At 57.8% G+C, this 16,611-nt stretch carries 18 protein-coding genes; 14 read left to right on the top strand and 4 right to left on the bottom strand.

The genetic code is table 11. The annotated features are described in order from the left end of the window. The first annotated feature begins 203 nt into the window (after nt 1-203). The 9 genes from HYG81_RS34155 (at nt 204) to HYG81_RS34115 (ending at nt 7,809) form a co-directional block, all read left to right on the top strand. On the top strand, nt 204-2,270 hold the full coding sequence (locus HYG81_RS34155) for a minichromosome maintenance protein MCM (RefSeq protein ID WP_180843045.1): 2,067 nt from the start codon (nt 204-206) through the stop codon (nt 2,268-2,270). After that, nucleotides 2,271-2,660: a hypothetical protein gene (locus HYG81_RS34150; RefSeq protein WP_180840621.1), complete on the top strand. Its 390-nt coding sequence runs from the start codon at nt 2,271-2,273 to the stop codon at nt 2,658-2,660. It begins immediately after the preceding gene. Nucleotides 2,661-2,936: 276 nt separating this feature from the next. Beyond that, a complete protein-coding gene (locus HYG81_RS34145; RefSeq protein ID WP_180840620.1) occupies nt 2,937-3,164 on the top strand; it encodes a hypothetical protein in 228 nt (75 codons plus the stop codon). 2 nt (nt 3,165-3,166) lie between these two features. Further along, the gene (locus tag HYG81_RS34140; protein WP_180840619.1) at nt 3,167-3,997 is read left to right on the top strand and encodes a DUF6884 domain-containing protein; all 831 of its coding nucleotides are present in this window, start codon (nt 3,167-3,169) and stop codon (nt 3,995-3,997) included. Beyond that, nucleotides 3,994-4,413: a MarR family winged helix-turn-helix transcriptional regulator gene (locus HYG81_RS34135; RefSeq protein ID WP_219628700.1), complete on the top strand. Its 420-nt coding sequence runs from the start codon at nt 3,994-3,996 to the stop codon at nt 4,411-4,413. Before HYG81_RS34140 ends, HYG81_RS34135 begins: the two co-directional genes overlap by 4 nt. A 942-nt stretch (nt 4,414-5,355) precedes the next feature. Beyond that, nucleotides 5,356-6,057, top strand: a complete 702-nt coding sequence (locus HYG81_RS34130; protein WP_180840618.1) for a hypothetical protein — start codon at nt 5,356-5,358, stop codon at nt 6,055-6,057. Between the two features lie 680 nt (nt 6,058-6,737). Continuing rightward, nucleotides 6,738-7,337, top strand: coding sequence for a hypothetical protein (locus HYG81_RS34125; protein WP_180840617.1), 600 nt, complete (start codon nt 6,738-6,740; stop codon nt 7,335-7,337). Between the two features lie 8 nt (nt 7,338-7,345). Continuing rightward, nucleotides 7,346-7,666 carry a hypothetical protein gene (locus HYG81_RS34120; RefSeq protein ID WP_180840616.1) on the top strand — a complete coding sequence of 107 codons (321 nt, stop codon included), beginning with the start codon at nt 7,346-7,348 and terminating at the stop codon, nt 7,664-7,666. 2 nt (nt 7,667-7,668) lie between these two features. Then, nucleotides 7,669-7,809, top strand: a complete 141-nt coding sequence (locus HYG81_RS34115) for a helix-hairpin-helix domain-containing protein (protein ID WP_180840615.1) — start codon at nt 7,669-7,671, stop codon at nt 7,807-7,809. Between the two features lie 25 nt (nt 7,810-7,834). Here the strand turns inward: HYG81_RS34115 and HYG81_RS34110 are convergent, their stop codons facing one another. After that, nucleotides 7,835-8,188, bottom strand: a complete 354-nt coding sequence (locus tag HYG81_RS34110) for a DUF7344 domain-containing protein (RefSeq protein WP_180840614.1) — start codon at nt 8,186-8,188, stop codon at nt 7,835-7,837. A 151-nt stretch (nt 8,189-8,339) separates the two neighbouring features. Continuing rightward, nucleotides 8,340-8,915, bottom strand: a complete 576-nt coding sequence (locus HYG81_RS34105) for a hypothetical protein (protein ID WP_226375964.1) — start codon at nt 8,913-8,915, stop codon at nt 8,340-8,342. A gap of 74 nt (nt 8,916-8,989) precedes the next feature. On the opposite strand from HYG81_RS34105, the gene HYG81_RS34100 reads away from it, so the two are divergent. The 3 genes from HYG81_RS34100 to HYG81_RS34090 are packed head-to-tail and all read left to right on the top strand — an operon-like array spanning nt 8,990 to nt 11,570. After that, the gene (locus HYG81_RS34100) at nt 8,990-9,274 is read left to right on the top strand and encodes a hypothetical protein (protein WP_226777497.1); all 285 of its coding nucleotides are present in this window, start codon (nt 8,990-8,992) and stop codon (nt 9,272-9,274) included. Between the two features lie 36 nt (nt 9,275-9,310). Further along, the gene (locus tag HYG81_RS34095) at nt 9,311-9,937 is read left to right on the top strand and encodes a hypothetical protein (RefSeq protein WP_180840613.1); all 627 of its coding nucleotides are present in this window, start codon (nt 9,311-9,313) and stop codon (nt 9,935-9,937) included. Then, nucleotides 9,930-11,570 carry a phage terminase large subunit family protein gene (locus HYG81_RS34090; RefSeq protein WP_180840612.1) on the top strand — a complete coding sequence of 547 codons (1,641 nt, stop codon included), beginning with the start codon at nt 9,930-9,932 and terminating at the stop codon, nt 11,568-11,570. Before HYG81_RS34095 ends, HYG81_RS34090 begins: the two co-directional genes overlap by 8 nt. Nucleotides 11,571-12,205: 635 nt before the next feature. On the opposite strand, the gene HYG81_RS34085 is transcribed toward HYG81_RS34090, so the two are convergent. Together HYG81_RS34085 and HYG81_RS34080 are read right to left on the bottom strand one after the other, a co-directional pair. Further along, on the bottom strand, nt 12,206-12,643 hold the full coding sequence (locus HYG81_RS34085) for an SPW repeat domain-containing protein (protein ID WP_180843042.1): 438 nt from the start codon (nt 12,641-12,643) through the stop codon (nt 12,206-12,208). 173 nt (nt 12,644-12,816) lie between these two features. Then, nucleotides 12,817-13,380 carry a helix-turn-helix domain-containing protein gene (locus tag HYG81_RS34080; protein WP_226375963.1) on the bottom strand — a complete coding sequence of 188 codons (564 nt, stop codon included), beginning with the start codon at nt 13,378-13,380 and terminating at the stop codon, nt 12,817-12,819. Between the two features lie 380 nt (nt 13,381-13,760). On the opposite strand from HYG81_RS34080, the gene HYG81_RS34075 reads away from it, so the two are divergent. Both HYG81_RS34075 and HYG81_RS34070 read left to right on the top strand, forming a co-directional pair. Further along, nucleotides 13,761-15,674, top strand: a complete 1,914-nt coding sequence (locus HYG81_RS34075; RefSeq protein WP_180840611.1) for a phage portal protein — start codon at nt 13,761-13,763, stop codon at nt 15,672-15,674. Further along, nucleotides 15,671-16,573, top strand: coding sequence for an HNH endonuclease (locus HYG81_RS34070; protein WP_180840610.1), 903 nt, complete (start codon nt 15,671-15,673; stop codon nt 16,571-16,573). Before HYG81_RS34075 ends, HYG81_RS34070 begins: the two co-directional genes overlap by 4 nt. Nucleotides 16,574-16,611 lie beyond the last annotated feature (38 nt).

Here is a 16,611-nt window from a genome sequence, read left to right as displayed (position 1 = left end):
TTGAATTGGGAGAAAATCCCCTGAAGTAATTCAAGAAAGCAAATGTCGATTAGTCATAGGTACGCTCGCACATCGCTCGCATCGCTCGCATTCGAACAGCGCAACACCTCTCGTTCGGTGTTGTGTAGTCTACACACCTCCACAACAGCCGTCCGATCCCGGAGGTGGTCGCTGTGACGGCTCAAGACGGCGGTTCAGAGCTCATGGATGACTTCCAGAAGTTCTTCCGGAACTACTACGACGACGAGATCCGGACGCTCGCCCAGCACTACCCCAACGAGCAGCGGTCCCTCGAGGTTGGCTGGGGTGATCTCTACCGGTACGATCCCGATCTCGCGGACGACTACCTCGTCCAGCCGGACCAGCTCCAGCGCTACGCCGAAGAGGCGCTGCGGCTGTACGACCTCCCGATCGACGTCTCGCTCGGGCAGGCACACGTCCGCGTGAAGAATCTGAACGAGACCGACTCGTTCTACCCAGGGTGGTTCTCACCGACGGAGCGCCACGACAAGTCGCCGTACCTCACGGTCGAGGGCCAGGTCGAGAAGGCGACCGACGTCGACCCGAAGCTCGAGGAAGCAGCCTTTGAGTGCCAGCTGTGTGGAACGCTCAATCGGGTGCCTCAGTCTGGACCAAGCGACGACTTCCAGGAGCCACACGAGTGCTCGGGCTGTGAGCGGCAGGGGCCGTTCCACATCAACTTCGACCAGTCGGAGTTCGTCGACGCCCAGATGCTCCGGCTAGCCGAGCCGCCGGAAGTAGCCGCTGGTGGCGAAGGGACGAAGATCGACGTCGCCCTCGAGGACGACCTCACCGATCAGGCCGAGCCCGGCGATCGCATCGACGTCACCGGACGCCTCCAACTCAAGCAGGACGGTTCGAACAACAAGAAGAGCAACCGGTTCAAGCCCTACCTCGAGGGCCATCACATCGAGATCTCCGATACGGACTTCGAAGATCTCGAGATCACCGCGGAAGACAAACGGCAGATCGAGGCGATCGCGAACGGCGAGTACGGGCCGCTGTTCGAGGCCGTCCTCGATAGCATCGCTCCCGACCTTACTGGCGAGAAGTACGACCTCATCAAGGAGGGGCTCTTCCTGATGCTCATCGGTGGTGCGACCGTCGAGTTCGACAACGGCCGCGAGGTCCGAGGAGTCTTCCACATGCTGCTGATCGGTGACGCCTCGACGGGGAAGTCGACACTCCTCCGGGAGGCCAAGCTGATCGCTCCGCGGTCGGTCTTCGCGAACGGCAAGGGCGCGACCGAGGCCGGGATGACGGCGACGGCGAAGCAGGACGACTGGGCGGACGGCGAGTGGACGCTCGACGCCGGCGCCCTCGTCCAGGCGAACAACGGTCTCGCCTCGATCGACGAGATCGACAAGGTTCGCGACGATGTCCAGGACTCGATGCACGGTGCGATGGCGGACATGAAAGTCGACGTCAACAAGGCCGGGATCAACACGACGCTCCCTGCCGAGACGTCGGTGTTCGCCGGCGGCAACCCGAAACACGACCGCTGGGACAACTACGTCGCTGACAGCGAGCAGATCGACCTGGGTGAGACGCTCCTCTCGCGGTTCGCGCTCATCTTCAAACTGCAGGACATCCCGGACGAAAAGACGGACCGAGAGAAGGCCGACCACGTTCTCGAGACGAAAGAGACGGCGAAAGCGAAACGCGCCGGCGAGGATACCGGCGCCGATGACGACGATCGCGTGATCGACCACGACCTCCTCCGGAAGTACATCGCCTACGTGCGACAACTTCCCGATCCACGCTTCCGGACCGAGGAAGATCGAAACAAGCTCCGGGATGCGTACGTCCGGATGCGAGGCGTCAACGGCTACGACGATGACGCCCCAGTCCCGATCACGCTGCGGAAGCTCCAGGACATGCATCGGCTAGCCGAAGCCAGCGCTCGAACCCGTCTCTCGCAGTGGATCGAAGAGGAAGACATCCAACGTGCGAAGCGGCTGGTCGGCGAGTCCCTCCAGGACTACGGGATGAACGAAGACGGCGAGTTCGACGCTGACATCGTCGAAGCGAACACCTCGCAGCCCCAGCGAGAGCGGATCAAGACCGTCCAGGCAGTCATTCGGGAGATGCAGGCCGGCAAAGCTGGCGGCGTCCCCTACGAGGACATCTTCGAGAAGCTCAAGGACGAGGGGATCTCGCAGGAGAAGGCACAACACGAGATCGAGAAGCTGAAGAAGAAAGGCGACGCCTACGAGCCGAAAACGAACAAGGAGGTGCGGGTGACGTAGATGGCCCGAGCATCAACCCCCCAGACCGAAGCAGAACGCCGCAAGCGTTCGAAGGAGGTCTACGAGCGAGCCATCCGCGCCGTCGACTTCAACAGCGGACACCGGCAACCACCGCTCGCGAGCAAACCGTCAGTGGTCGGCACACTCAATCGAGCCGGCTACAACCTCGAGGAGATCCATCGAGCGTTCGCAGCCGCTCAAGGGAATGGGGACCTGTTCCAGACCACGGACGACGAGGGTCGTACGTGGATCGGGATCAACGACCGGTGGAAACTCCGCGAGAAGATTGAATCGAACCTCTCGAGAGTCGACGATCCGCGAGAGGAACCAATCGGACTGGCGAACGACCGCGTCCAGCAGCTCCGACTCCGGAGTGAGAATAATGAGTGACTTCTGCAGCCCGAGCAACCACCACGATTGGGAAACGTGCCAGCATCCCAATTTAAGGGATAGCTGGTCATCCAACACGTTTCCGGCCCCTGGGTGTGGGGTGAAAGCGAAACTTCTGTTGATTGGGGCCGGTAAAGCGTACCTCGACACATTGGTAATAGCTATTGCTTGCATAATAGTTGCTGAATATAACGCTCTGCGGTCAGTTGATCTGGGGACTAATCGTTCAGTCTCACAGTCTGAGAACTCTACGCGAAGTGAAGGGGGTGATCACTTGTGACGACCGGCTACGTGGTCAACCTCGACAACGGACATAACGGCTACTGCGTCGAGAGTCTCATCGGCTTCACGTACTGCGGACGAACGTTTGACCTCGAGGACGTCGATCGAGAACTCTACGCGGTCGATCGAGGACACGATCACCCTCACAACACGCTCTGTTTCGACTGCTCGAAGGTCGATTCGCGAACAGTCCGCGGTGCAGTCCGAGGTGAGAAAGCGTGAAGATGAATCTCGATCGGGACCCGGAGACGAACCGTCGCATCCAGACGTTCGCGATCGTCAGCTGCGGGAGCAAGAAAGCCGATGCGGAGTCTGCAGCAAAGGATCTCTACACGTCAACGCACTTCCAGCTAAAACGACGATGGGCAGAGCTCTACTGCGACAACTGGCTGATCCTCTCCGCCAAGCACGGCCTCGTCGATCCGGTCCACCGACTCGAACCGTACGATACCTCGGTCCGAGATCTCAATGGGGACGACCTTGAGGCGTGGGTCAACGACGTCAAGCAGAACCTCTGGTATCGGACGAACAGCTACGAGGGTGTCCCTTCCGGAAACGAGATGGCGTGGGACGAGCTCGCCGATGACTTCAAGCCAAACTTCGAGATCGTGCTGCTCGCCGGCACCGCCTACGTCGACCCGCTGGAGGAGTTCCTCGAGGAGGAGTTCCCGGTCCCGGTCTACTGCCCGCTCGAAGGGCTACGGATCGGCGAGCAGAACCAGTGGCTGAAAACCTGGTCAGAGGCGCATCCATCCCTCGAGGACGTCACTAAGGAGACCGCGGTCGCGATCGACTACGCTCACGACGACACCGGCGACGCTGACGTGTTCTACGTCCGCCACGAGACAGGGAACATCATGGCGATCCCGACGCTCGAGTCGAGAGAGCCACGTGTCCTGAACGAGACACCCGAGGAGGGCGTCCTGAACTCGCCGGCGACCGCGATGCGGGATCACCGCTGCTGGACAGTTCCAGCGAGCGAGGTCCCCGCCGTCGACGGCGCCGAGTGGGAATCCGAGCCGACGCTGGCAGACTTCGCCGGTGGTGCTACATGACTGACGACGTCGACGAAGAGGTCCGCGGAGCCTACCGGACGATGTTTGACCGCGCCCGTACCGTCGATGACGATCCCGGTGAGGAACGGCCGCGGTCGTTCAAGCACGCACTCCGCTTGCTGATCCCATCCGACACATCGAACGGACTGAGCAAATCTCCAAAAACGATGCCTGAACAACTCCCAAAAGCAGTCGCTGACGAAACGCCCGCCGTCCGTCTCGTCTACAAGACGCTCGAGGCTGACGGCCCGCATACGCAAACCGAACTCGCCGACGCAACGGCACTAACACCGCGGACCGTTCGCGACGCTACCGCGACGCTCGAGAACGCGGATCTAATCAGCAGCTACAACCACCCGTCGGACCAGCGTTGCACGGTCTACTTTTCACGCGAGATGTGCGATAGCAGTAGATAGTAGCACGGTTTTTTTATTTAGATTACCACGTGAAATTCGCGGTAAGTACAGGTAGTACAATTATCGAAACATGTCTCGACCTCTCCAGATATCGTCAAGATTGGCTCGCTAAATATAGAGCGTACAAGTATCGCCTATTCCAATCCCTCACACAGAAAGCTTATACAAATATGTTGAGGATGTAACTATATGCCATCCCGTCGCGCTACCCTCCGAGCTACGTTCCCTCTACTCGCTGGTACATTTTCTGGATGTACCGCCTCAGCTTTTTCCAACAGGCATCCTCGTCTCAACTGTATCGAACTAATTAATTTAGACACCAAATCGCATACCGTTCACCTGCGTGTTGAGTACGAGGATGAAGAAATACTCTCTGATTCCTACACTATTGATAGCCGTGAAGAAGATAGTCGCGCTCAACAACGATGGATTCCACAGGAGTGGCCCGACGAGACGGGGCCATTCCGTGTCCACTTTCGGATAAACACCCATTCAAAGTGGGTAACAATCGAATCTGAAGAGGAGTTGGGCGAGTATGCTATCCAGATAGCGTATCGGATTGATTCAGATGGCCACGGCATACCCTTTTGGGAAACACGTGATGCTGATGACGACGATCGAGATTGTAGCGAATCGCTCGCAAACCCAATTGAAATTGACGGCTGAACCGATGGTTCAGACTGGATGTGGTTTCCGTGCGCTTTCCACCTATACCCGGTCAGTTCGCACACGTACTTACCAAATCGGACGCTTCATTCCGTACCCATTCCAATTAAAGAAATCGCATTGATAATCAATAGTAATGTCATAGACACGCATCAGACGTTCACGAAATCGGAAAAGTAGCACTATTTGATTCGCCTTTAAGACTGATTATCTCCATACCTGATAGCAACGCGTTTCTCCTGGGGTCGTTGGTAGCGGCCCGGGACCCCCATAGCCATGTCTGTCCACACAACCACCCCACCCCAGAGCATCGAGTGCGGACAGTGCGGCGATCAGTTCATCCTCCCTGCAGTCGAGGGCTCGTTCTGCTCGCCGGAATGCCACGACGAACACCGACGCGAGAAGCTCGCAGACGACTTCTTCGAGACGCTCGAGCACGATCATCGCTTCTGCTCGACCTGTGGGCGTCAGCTCAAGGAGATCGAGAAGCCCCCGGAGCGCAACTCCGCAGGGAAGTCGATCACCGATGCGGCGATCGGCTGGGAACACGTCACCGAACACGGCGAGTTCGGCATCAAGTCACACATCCGTGACGACGGTGACGACGATCTCGATGTCCCCGATCTCGACTTCGAGGACGGCCACGATCCAGTCTACGTCTACGACGTCGACGGCGAAGATCACAACGTCGGAACCTACGCCGATTTCCGGAACCCACTGCCGCGCTCGATCGACGCCGCCGAACCTATCCCGGTCGGCGCGGTCTGTCGCTGCGGCCAGACTGATCACAAGCACGAAAACGAGACGCTTCGGACTCGCTTCCCGTTCACGGTGGCCCACTACCTGGCCGTCGCTGCGGCTACACTCCACGCTGAGGGCAAGACCGACGTCCGCGTCGATCGGGAGCGACTGTTTGAGGCTGTCCTCGAGGGCGAGACAACCCGCGAGGCCTTCGCATCGGCAGTGATCGTCCCGTGACGGTCCAACCGACCACCGAGGGCCAGCATGTTGAGACTCGTTAGGTGGTTTACAGTCTCTAATGACATGTGGCCGTGAAGATTATGGACTCTTGTCGAAATTCAGTGATGTGAAAAACAGATATATTGTAATCTTTGCGATTGAAGGCACTGCAACTGGAGTGCTCCTTTATCTTGCACTGCGTCAAACTGTCCGTCACTTTATTGATGTTTCCCAATTGATACCACAGTTTCCATATGTTGGCATCGTTTCGAATGCCATCGGCCTCGGGGTTCTTCTCCCGTTGGTTATTTTCGCTACGATCTCAGTGATGAGGAACCTTGGACTGGACAAAGCGTAGTAGAAGTTGCAGAGCCGTCCTGTGATCCAATAACTGAGCCTACCTTCTTCCGCGGTAACTGCACTGGAGACCCGACGAGCTCGTACAAAGGTGACCAGCTATGTGATCGTCACTTCCAGCAGTTCATGGCGATGCAACCCGTCTGATGTCCCCGATGTGGCCCGGCGTTGCCCCTACCCCACTGGGCTGAAGGGGACGACTCGCTTCCGCTATCACTCGCTTCGGGGCGGTTGGCACACCGAGACTGTTAGAGATCCCACGGTCCGTCCCGACCCGCGCCGGGATTTGGCAAAAAGCCTCGCAGACGCGACTCGGCGCACCCGTTTTTCATACACCAACCATGATCGAAACACCCCCAGACGACGTCGTCTACCTTGGCGGCGTCGCCATCGTGTCGCTCCTGGTACTCGGTCGGCTCTACGCCGGCGAGCATCTCTTCAACGATCGGGCCCGTTTCTGGGGTCCGCTCCGACGACACTCGATCCCGCTCTTGCACCGACTGTTCCAACGCCACGACGAGGACCTCTACGCCGAGACCAAGATCGGCACCGACCAGGTGGTCGATATCGTCGATCGGTCACCGGAAGCTGTCCTTGAGGACCTCGCTGACGCCGGCTACGAACCCCAGCCGCTGGCGAGCTTCGCCTGTGACTGGCTCGGTCGACCGGAGGTCGCCAGCTGGGCACGCTACGAGGGACCGGCTCCGTTCCACGGCGCGCCACACTTCCTCCGACCGCGGCAGGTCCACGTCCGGCTGTTCGAGACCGACGAGGGTACTATGATCACCGCCCACGAGGAGGCGACGTCGTGGCGTCCCGACCAGTGGCGCGATCACTACCGCGGCGAGATGATGGACGTCGAGACAGGTGTCGTCATGGTGGCGTTCGATCTCGACCTGAACCACGTCATCGAGGAGATCGCCGACCCGATCGAGGCCTGATAGATGCCATGTCGACGAAACCCAAGAAATCCGATCCGCTGGACCGCGCCAAAATCGAGATCATCTGCCTGGGGAGAACACTGATGCCCGATAGCGAGACCTTCGAACGGACGATCGGCACGATCATCCTGTTCGGCGTCTGGGCGGCGATCGTCCTCGGGCCGATGTTCACCGGCGCCGACCCGGCGCGTTACGAGATCGTCATCGGGACGACCGCGATCGCATTCACGGTCCTCGGGAAGATGTGGGACTTCGAGGTCAAGCGAGCTCTCAACGCGGTCACACTCACTGACGGTGGCAAGTCGAAGGAGGACACCGAGGACGACTGACCATGATCGAGAGCCTCATAGATATCGACGGCATCGGCCCAGCGATAGCCGAGGCGCTTGAGGAGGGTGGTTTCGAAACCGTGGACGATGCCCTCGTATTCGCTCGAGTTCATCGAAAATCACGAGCGGCGGGATGTTCTTGACTGCAGTCGTCAGCGCAGTAATCACTTATTCGGCGTATTCAGTGAGTTCCAGGAACGGGGAAACTACATCCCGATCGACTGCTAGCTCCAGGAGCTCAGTTTCCTCCTCGTAGTGGACGAGACCAACATCACACAGGTATGGAAGGTGTCGGTGGTGAAGGTCAACGAGAACGCGTTGATACCAATCGTATGATGGGTTGTTCTCCTTGATCGAGATGTATTCGGCAAGGTCACCGATGTGGATCGCCGCTGGTTTCTGAGCGAGATAAGTAAGAGCATATTGCCGCCGTTCTGCTGCAAAGGCGGCGAACAGCTCTGTATTGGAAATGTTCGGTGTACCGGTCTCTGCGTCCTGTGGGGTTTGTGTGTGCGGCTTCATGATGTCTGCGTACTGCACCTACACGCTGTTAACCGACCATGTCTCGCGTCGCGACTTCAGCAGAGTACACCGCAGTGTATGTGGGACTCTCACATAACCTTTGTTGTTGAAAAATGATGCTAGAAAACAAACTGTGCAGTTCTTCTACTGGTTACTCCTCGAGGAACTCTGGTTCATAAGATGATTCGTCATCGCTTTCGTGCTGCTCGATCGTAACCGACCAACGTGGGGCATCAGCGATAGGGAGCGAGATGTCCCAGGTACCTTCAATGGCGGCACCCTGGCCAAATGCAGTTGCAATAAGGTTGACGAGATCGTCTTCGAATGTATCCGTTATATCAGGGGAAGATGGAGGGTTCATGATGCAGGATGGAATTGCTGCCCCAATTCCTATACAGTTCAGGCTTGGCAGAGGGATAATGTTGTCTCTCACCTCTGTACCGAACAGAAATCCCGATCTCCTCTCTGAATAAAGAGACCGTACTACTCTTCTTGTTAAAGCACTCAAGGCGGGCTCATCTATTGAGAACCCTCGGGGATAGCTTGCTGTGTATGTCCGATGCACTGGATCTGAATTACTGGCGGTGACCGTGATCTTTTCATGACCTATCAGTACAACTGCGACGGATTCTGTAACCGCGGGACGATCTATAGCGGTCGCCCAGCGCTTACTGCCGAGTTCAACGAGGAGTGGTACAAGAGCTCCCGGATCGGCGGCCAGCTTCACGAACACGAGTTCGAGGCCGGCGATCTAATCACGCTCTGCCCGGAGTGTACTCGTCGTCTTCTGATCGATTTTCCATGACGGACTCCCGAGACCGCCATCGCGAGCGCGTCCATCGCGAACGCGCCGGTCGACGCTGTCCGGGCTGTGGCCGACTGTTCGATACGGCCACTCGAGTAGACGTCCACCATCGCGACCAGGACGAACGGAACGGTCATCCGGCGAACCTCCGGAAGCGGTGCAAGAAGTGCCACCTCGAGGGCGAGCACGATCGTCCCGACGACGTCGACTCGCCGAAAACTCCCAACGGTATCTCTCGACGAGGACCTCGTGGCGTGAGCCGGAGCGGTCCACCTCGATGAACACGCCATGACAGACCCTGCGCTAACAAACACGCCATGACAGACCACGATCTCGAGATCGCTCCCGAGGCTCCGACCGACGCTGAGGGCCACCCGATCCATCCAGACTCGGACAAGAGCCACCGGATCTGTGCTGCCCAGAAGTCGGAGCGAACGACGCCCACGGAGCACGGCCGGGAGCGGGACGACGTCCCGTACTGCACGCTGGCCGCCGGCTGGGGTGTCGACGAGAAGCGCGAGGGTGCCTGCAGCCATCATCTCGGCGCCGTCGACAACCGTGGCAAGAAAAACGGCAACTTCGAGCATGGGGCCTACTCGGAGTTCCAGGACTTCATGCAGGAGGGGTTGACTGACTCCGAAGCTGCGGCGATCGAGGCGCTCGACCTCGAGGAGAACGGTGATGACTTCGCTGCAGACGTCGTCAAGGAGGCGTACGCGAAATACCTCCGGACGGCCGATGATCGTTTCCTCCGCGAGGCCCGGCAGTGGGCCAGCGAGTTCGGCGTGATCGAGAGGCCGGCCGAGAAACTCGAGGCGAAGGTTGATGCCGACGTCGACCAGACGACTACGCGAGAACTCGGTGAAGACGAGAAGGAAATCGCTCGAGAATTGATCCGTCAGAGACAGCAGCAGTCTGCAACAGGCGACGAGACCGATGAGTAGTCTGCTTGAGTCCGACGACGTCGACGCCAGCGCCGAGCAGTTCCTCGAGATCGTCTCCGATCCCGAGACCAAACGCGACCTTTTGAACCCATTCGAGACGGGCGACTGGATCACGTACGCGAACGAACTGACGCGGAACTACATGGCCGAGGAGATGGAGGAGGATCAGTACCACTTCCTAGGCGACCATCACGAGCACTGGCTCGAGGCGTTCGACGGCGGCGATCGCGTCCTGCTCTGTCACCGAGACGGCCTGAAGACGACGATCACGCTGGCCTACCTGATCGCCTCGCTCGAGTACAAAGATGGCTTCCGCGCGATCTGGGCGATGAACAACCAAGGCTCGGTCAAGAAGAAGGCCGACACCGAGTTCTGGAAGATGGTCGAGCGGAACCCGTGGCTCACGAACCTCAACGGGCCACGAAAGAAGGACACGATCGAGGCCAAGGAGTGGGCCCACGGCTCGGTCATGAATTCGGGCTGGCTCTTCGGCGGGATCGAGGGCGACCGCGCCCACCTGCTCGTCCTGGACGACATCATCAAGGAGAAAGGCGACGGGGACACCGAGGACGTCCTCGACTGGATCCAGGCCGTCTCTGTCCCGATGGTCAAGGAGGGCGGTCGGACCGTCATGATCGGGACGCGGAAGCGCCCAGACGATATCTACAACGACTACCGTGCCCTCGAGGGCTACGAGTTCGACGAGTACCCTTCGATCCTCGATTTCTGGGACCAGCAGTTCGGCGCCGACGACGACTGGCAGGATCGCCGGCCCGATCCCGAGCTCTACACCGAGGTCGAAGACCCGTGGAACGATGGCGAGACGCTCCAGGTACTCTGGCCAGAGGCTCGAGGCCCCCAGTGGCTCGAGAACAAACGGTCCCAGATGGCTGACCACCGGTTCTGGCGAGAGTACTGCCTCGTCATCATGGGCTCGAGCGGGAACCTGATCGAGGCAACGGACGTCCGGAAGCCGGCCGCGGAGGGTGGCTGCTCGATCGACAATCGTGATCCGCCGCCGAAGTACCGCGCCGGGCCCGGCGAGGCGATCATCCTGGGCCACGACCCGGCGAACTCACCGACCGGCGACGACGCTGCCTTCTCAGTCTGGCTCCTGCAGCGCGACGGTCGACGTCGCCTCCTGGACGCTCATACCGAGGCAGGGATGCAGCCCAGTCAGGTGAAGAACCAGCTTCTCGAGTACGACCGGCGGTACGACCCGGCGATGATCGTGATCGAGGACAACGGGATGCAGTCCTACGTCGTCGAGGATGCGATCGAGTTCGACGCCCAGCTGGCCGCGAAGGTGACCGGACTGACGACGTCTGGCACGAAACACAGCTGGGAGAACGGCATTCCACGGATCCGAACGCTTGTCGACAACGGCTACATCCTCTTCCACCGCGGTCACCGACCGACCGAGGACTTCATCACCGCGATGCAGAGCCTCGAGCGTCGGGATGGGAAGATGCACGGTCACACACCAGACCTCATCGCCAGCTGGTACATGGCCGAGAAAGGGTTCCGCCGGCTCGAGTCGATGGGCGTGCTCGACGACGTCGACGATCGCGATGCCGGCGATGGAGATGATGACGAGCAGGACGACGGTGGCAGCGGTGTCAGTTACCTCTAACAGTAGTTGGTAACATGTTTTCTTATATTTATAATTGCCAATAGAACCGTTGCTCAATTCAGGTGAAACAGTTACGGGAGCAGGTATCAACCCCTCCAGAGTCTGCCAAAAGTAGCTTGCTGAATACAGAGCATGAGTTCAGCACGACGACATTGTTTGTTTCACGTCGAAAATGGTGAACCAAAAACTCACTATACGTGCGGACTGAGCACCCTATTCACTTTAAGACGAGGTGGAAATATCCATACAGCACTGCTCTATGCAGATGCGGTACTGATCACTCGTGCATTCGAAACTTCTCGTGTCCGCAGGAGCAATTTTCACTTCCAATTGGACGGATTTTCCCAGACGGTTGCACTTTTGCAGCATATGCTGATCCGCAGCGCTCACAGACACCGACGACACGCTTGGATTGGGCCATGTTATCTACTCACATTATTAACACAGAATCCTTGCCCCTCAATCTAGGCGTACATTCCAGATCATTTAGCGACAGTTCTGTACATCAACGGTGCTCACTACAGACGGGTACTGAGCGATAACTACATGTGCGACTGTATCGGGTATTCTTCGTCGTCAATAATATCGGGGATTTTCCTACCCCCTCTAAGAGGTGAAGAAAGCTGATTATTTATTTAGGCGCGAGCGGGGGCGCGTTCCGGGGTGTCAGCCCTGCTATTGGCGTAGGCATTGTAGGCTGAGAGGGCAGCCACGATCAGTCCGCCGGCGGCAGTGGTCATTGCGAGTTCGTTGCTTCCCATCTCGATGACCGCTGGCGAGACGAGTGCCCACAGGCCGAGGAGAGTCGCCAGCGAGGCGATGCCGACGCTCGCCAAGCGATCCTTCGAGAGGCGGTAGAAGTTGTAGCCGGCGAGCAGGAAGATCGCCGTCCCCACAAGGGTGTCGTTCCAGGTTGCGGTCTCCGTGGCCTCGAACATGAACGGGTAGGCGACGAGTCCCAGTCCCGCTAGGGCGACAATCGCGCTCACCCACTGCATCGTGTCTGTGTTGAGGGAGTCTCTATTTCGTGTAGACTCAGCACCGCGGCTCGTTTCAGTGTCAGTATTGCTCATGATGATCTTCACTCACGGTACCCACCCACGGGAGAAAACGGCAGAGCCTGCATACACGGGTAGCATTGTGTTCCCGCCTCTCTCACAGACATCAAACCACACTCTGTCATTTCAGGATAATTGTGTCCTATTCAGCTTGCTCGCGCAATTTGTGTAAATAGGGTCTCTGTGGGTCACTCTTGAGTCGTTACCAGAGTGCTTGCTACGAGCCGTCGAAGACCGCGCTGCAAACGCGATGAAACCGCCTGTCGGCTGATGTCAAGTTCGTCGGCGATATCGTCTTGAGTGGCTTTCCGCGGCGAGTCGAAGTAACCACGAGAGTAGGCCAGTACCAACGCTGACCGCTGTCCATCAGTTAAATCGAATTCCCGATCTGATTTGAGTGGTGAGAGTGCGTGGAGCTGGATAAGTTCAATAGGGATATCATTCTCCCGGCAGTACGATTGGAATTCGGAGAGACTCTTTTGATCGCTACTCCTGACTTCAAATGTCCAGTTCTCCTGTTCTCCCAGTCCAGAAAGGAGTGTGACATCAGTGTTGACGATCGCAATTAGAATACTTTCGTGGTTGAGGTTCCATTTAATGCGAACAAGCATCTCCTCCTCTAATTTGTCAATCACTTTGAACTCATCAACCCCCTTATCACCATTCAAATCAGGTGTGAGGTTCCCAACATTCTCCGCGTGAATCCAGAAGTACGGTATGATGGCATCGTCCGTTGGGACAATACGATCCATTCGATAGTTGCGTCTAGCAACTGTTCAAAACTGTATTCAAAGGGAACTCGGGTTGCGGGACAGTAAATGAGGCTTCAATCGCCATAGACACGATTGGTAGGAATTTTCTTTTGGTCTTCTCGCTGCTATTGCTTGTACTGAAGGCACTCTGGTAACTACTCAGCCTGTACTGATCGATCAGCGTCCTCCACAGATCGACCTTCAGCTCGTGCCATATTCGCGCTCTCTATTCAGCACGACTCTACGAAAACAATCTGCATTTGACAGATATCCCGGTGTTCAGCTTACACTACTCATTGAACACAATACCAGATTAGTTACGATCCACAGACTGGATAAAGGAATCGTATTACCAACTACTGTTAATCTATCAGATAAATATGAGCAACGACGACACTACCGACAAGACGCAGGAGATCTCCGAAGTATCGCTCTCAGTCGACATGCTCGGCAACGGGGAGACAATGGACAAAGCCCGCGAGACGACGCAACTCGACGAGCGTCGGATCGCGATCGATGCTGGCCTGGGGATCCAGCCGCCGTACAACCCCGAGACGCTGGCGGCCTTTCAGGAACTCAACGAGACGCATCATGCGTGCGTTCGGAAGAAGTCCCGCTACGAGGTCGGCTACGGCTTCGAGATCGTCCCACACCCGCAGGCCAACGATCCGGACCCGGACGGCGACGATCACGACGACGTCGAAACGTTCTGGCAGGGTGCTAACTCCCGCTGGCAGATCGGCCCTGAAGGGACGGCCGCCTCCACACCGGAGGAGGTCCTCGAGCTCGCCCGGCAGGACTACCACGGCATCGGCTGGGCCGCCCTCGAGATCCTCGTCGAGGGCGACGGCACGCCGATCGGGCTGGCGCACGTCCCTGCGACGACGGTCCGAGTACGGAAGACAACATCCACAACTGAGACTGAGGACGGTGAGGAAAGGGAGGTCATCCAGCGAGGCCACGGGTACCTGCAGGTCCGACAGGGACGACGTCGCTACTTCGGCGAAGCCGGTGACCGATACCGCGGCCAGGGCGATGACGACGATCGCGAGCCGATCTTCGTCGACAAGGAGAACGGTGAGACTGCCTCGAGTGCCGGCGATCTCGATAACGCACCGGCGAACGAACTCATCTTCATTCCGAATCCGTCCCCACTGAGCCTGTACTACGGGATCCCCGACTGGGTCGCTGCCATGCAGACGATGGGTGCCGACCAGGCGGCGAAGGAGTGGAACCACGATACGTTCGACAACCTCGGCATCCCGTACTACGTCGTCAAGGTCACGGGCGGCACGCTCATGGAGGACTCGAAGAAGGAGCTCCGGGAGCTGATGGACAACCTCAAGGGAACCCGATATCGGACGGCGATCCTCGAGGTCGAAGAGTTCCAGCAGGAGAAAGACCTGACCGGCGAGGATGGCAACGACATCGAGATCGAACTCGTCCCGGTCGGATCGCGGGAGAACCTCGACATGGAGTTCGAGAAGTTCCGCGAGCGCAACGAACACGAAATAAGCAAAGTGCACTCTGTCCCACCGATTCTCATCAACGTTACCAGCACCTCGAACCGGTCGAATTCGAAAGAGCAGGTTCGTGAGTTCGCTGAGGACGTGATCGCACCCGAACAGAGAAAGTTTGAGTCCCGCCTCTACAAGATCCTCCATCAAAAAGCTCTCAGCGTCGACGACTGGACAGTTCATTTCGAGCTCCGTGGTGCGGATCGGCCAGAACGTGATGCCCGGATCGCGAGCAACCGTATTAGCGCGGCTCAAGGTGCGATCACCGTCAACGAAGCTCGAGCCGAACTCGGATTGGATCCGATTCCAGACGACCATGACACCGACGGCGATACCCTTCTCGCGAATATCGGCACTGGCGGGGACGATCAACCCAGCGAGCAATTCGTGCTCGAGGAGCAACTCCCGCCAGAGGAGAACAAGCTCGGCGAACGCGACTGGGGTGACGTCGAGGCAGATCTCGAAACCAAGCAGGAGATCGAACAGGTCCAGTTCTCGAGTTCGAATCTGGACGAAGGGCTTTACTCGTACGAGGATCAGGAACTGTACCTCTCGTTCCTGCACAACGAAGCTCAGTCCTCATTGTATGCCTATGTGAACGTTCCGGCGTCGGTGTGGGCCGGGCTGACCAGTGCCTCTAGCGCAGGCTCGTACCATCACTCGAATATTAGAATGACCTTTGGCTACCTTGAGATAACAAATTTCCATGACAGGTTGCCCGAAGGACCGGTCCCAGACTCAGAAGATATCCCTGAAGATCTGCCATCGACCATATGATCAAAACCCCTACAATCGCGCAGTATGATGTGTTCATAAGCGCAGATTCGTCATCAAAACCGACCGTCGCGCCAACGCCGGGCGACGCGCGTGGAGTGTCCAAACACATGAAAAATGTCGATCTCGATAGTACTGATTTTGATGGAAAGCCGTATCAGGATTCAGATCTGCTCCGCGAGTTGTACGTCGAGCAAGGCATGACGAATGTCGAGATCGCGGAGCTACTTGACTGCGCAGATTGTACAGTAAGCGAGTATCGGCGAAGGTTTGGCATCAAACGCCGGTATCAACGGGCCTCCTGGCTGCGTAAACAGTACTATGAACGCGGCCAGTCTCTCACGGAAATCGCCGAAATGTGCGATACCGATGCAGGGACAGTAGCCAACTGGATGGAGCGCCATGGGCTCGAGCGACGGACGATCAGCGAAGCACAATCGAATGGCGATGTCTCGAAACTACATGATCGGGAATGGCTCGAGACACAGTACTGTAACCAAGAGCGGACAACGACAGAAATTGCCGATGAACTCGGTATCACCAGTTGGACAGTCAGCAAGTGGCTTGAGCGCCATTCGATTGAGGCCCGAAACAGCGCCGGCGAATCAGGTGAGGCGAACGCGAACTGGGCCGGCGGGTATGAGAACTACTACGGCGCTAATTGGGGACAGAAGCGGACAGAAGTACTTGAGCGAGACGGATTTGCGTGCTTGGTTTGTGGAATGAATGTAGAAGAGCACCACAAACGCTACAATCGCAGCCTCGATGTCCATCACATCCGCCCTGTACGAACATTCGACGAGGCGGAGAACGCGAATACGCTGGACAACCTTGTGACGCTGTGCGATCGGTGCCACAAGAAGTGGGAGGGCATCCCGCTCCGACCAGACGTCGCCGAGTAGCTAATCACCTTCTTCTCCGCTGACTGCCGATGACCGTG

Origin of the sequence: Natrinema zhouii (genome assembly GCF_013456555.2) — an archaeon.
Lineage (GTDB): Archaea > Halobacteriota > Halobacteria > Halobacteriales > Natrialbaceae > Natrinema > Natrinema zhouii.
Note: the sequence above shows the minus strand (reverse complement) of the source record. Positions and strands in the feature narration are given on the sequence as shown.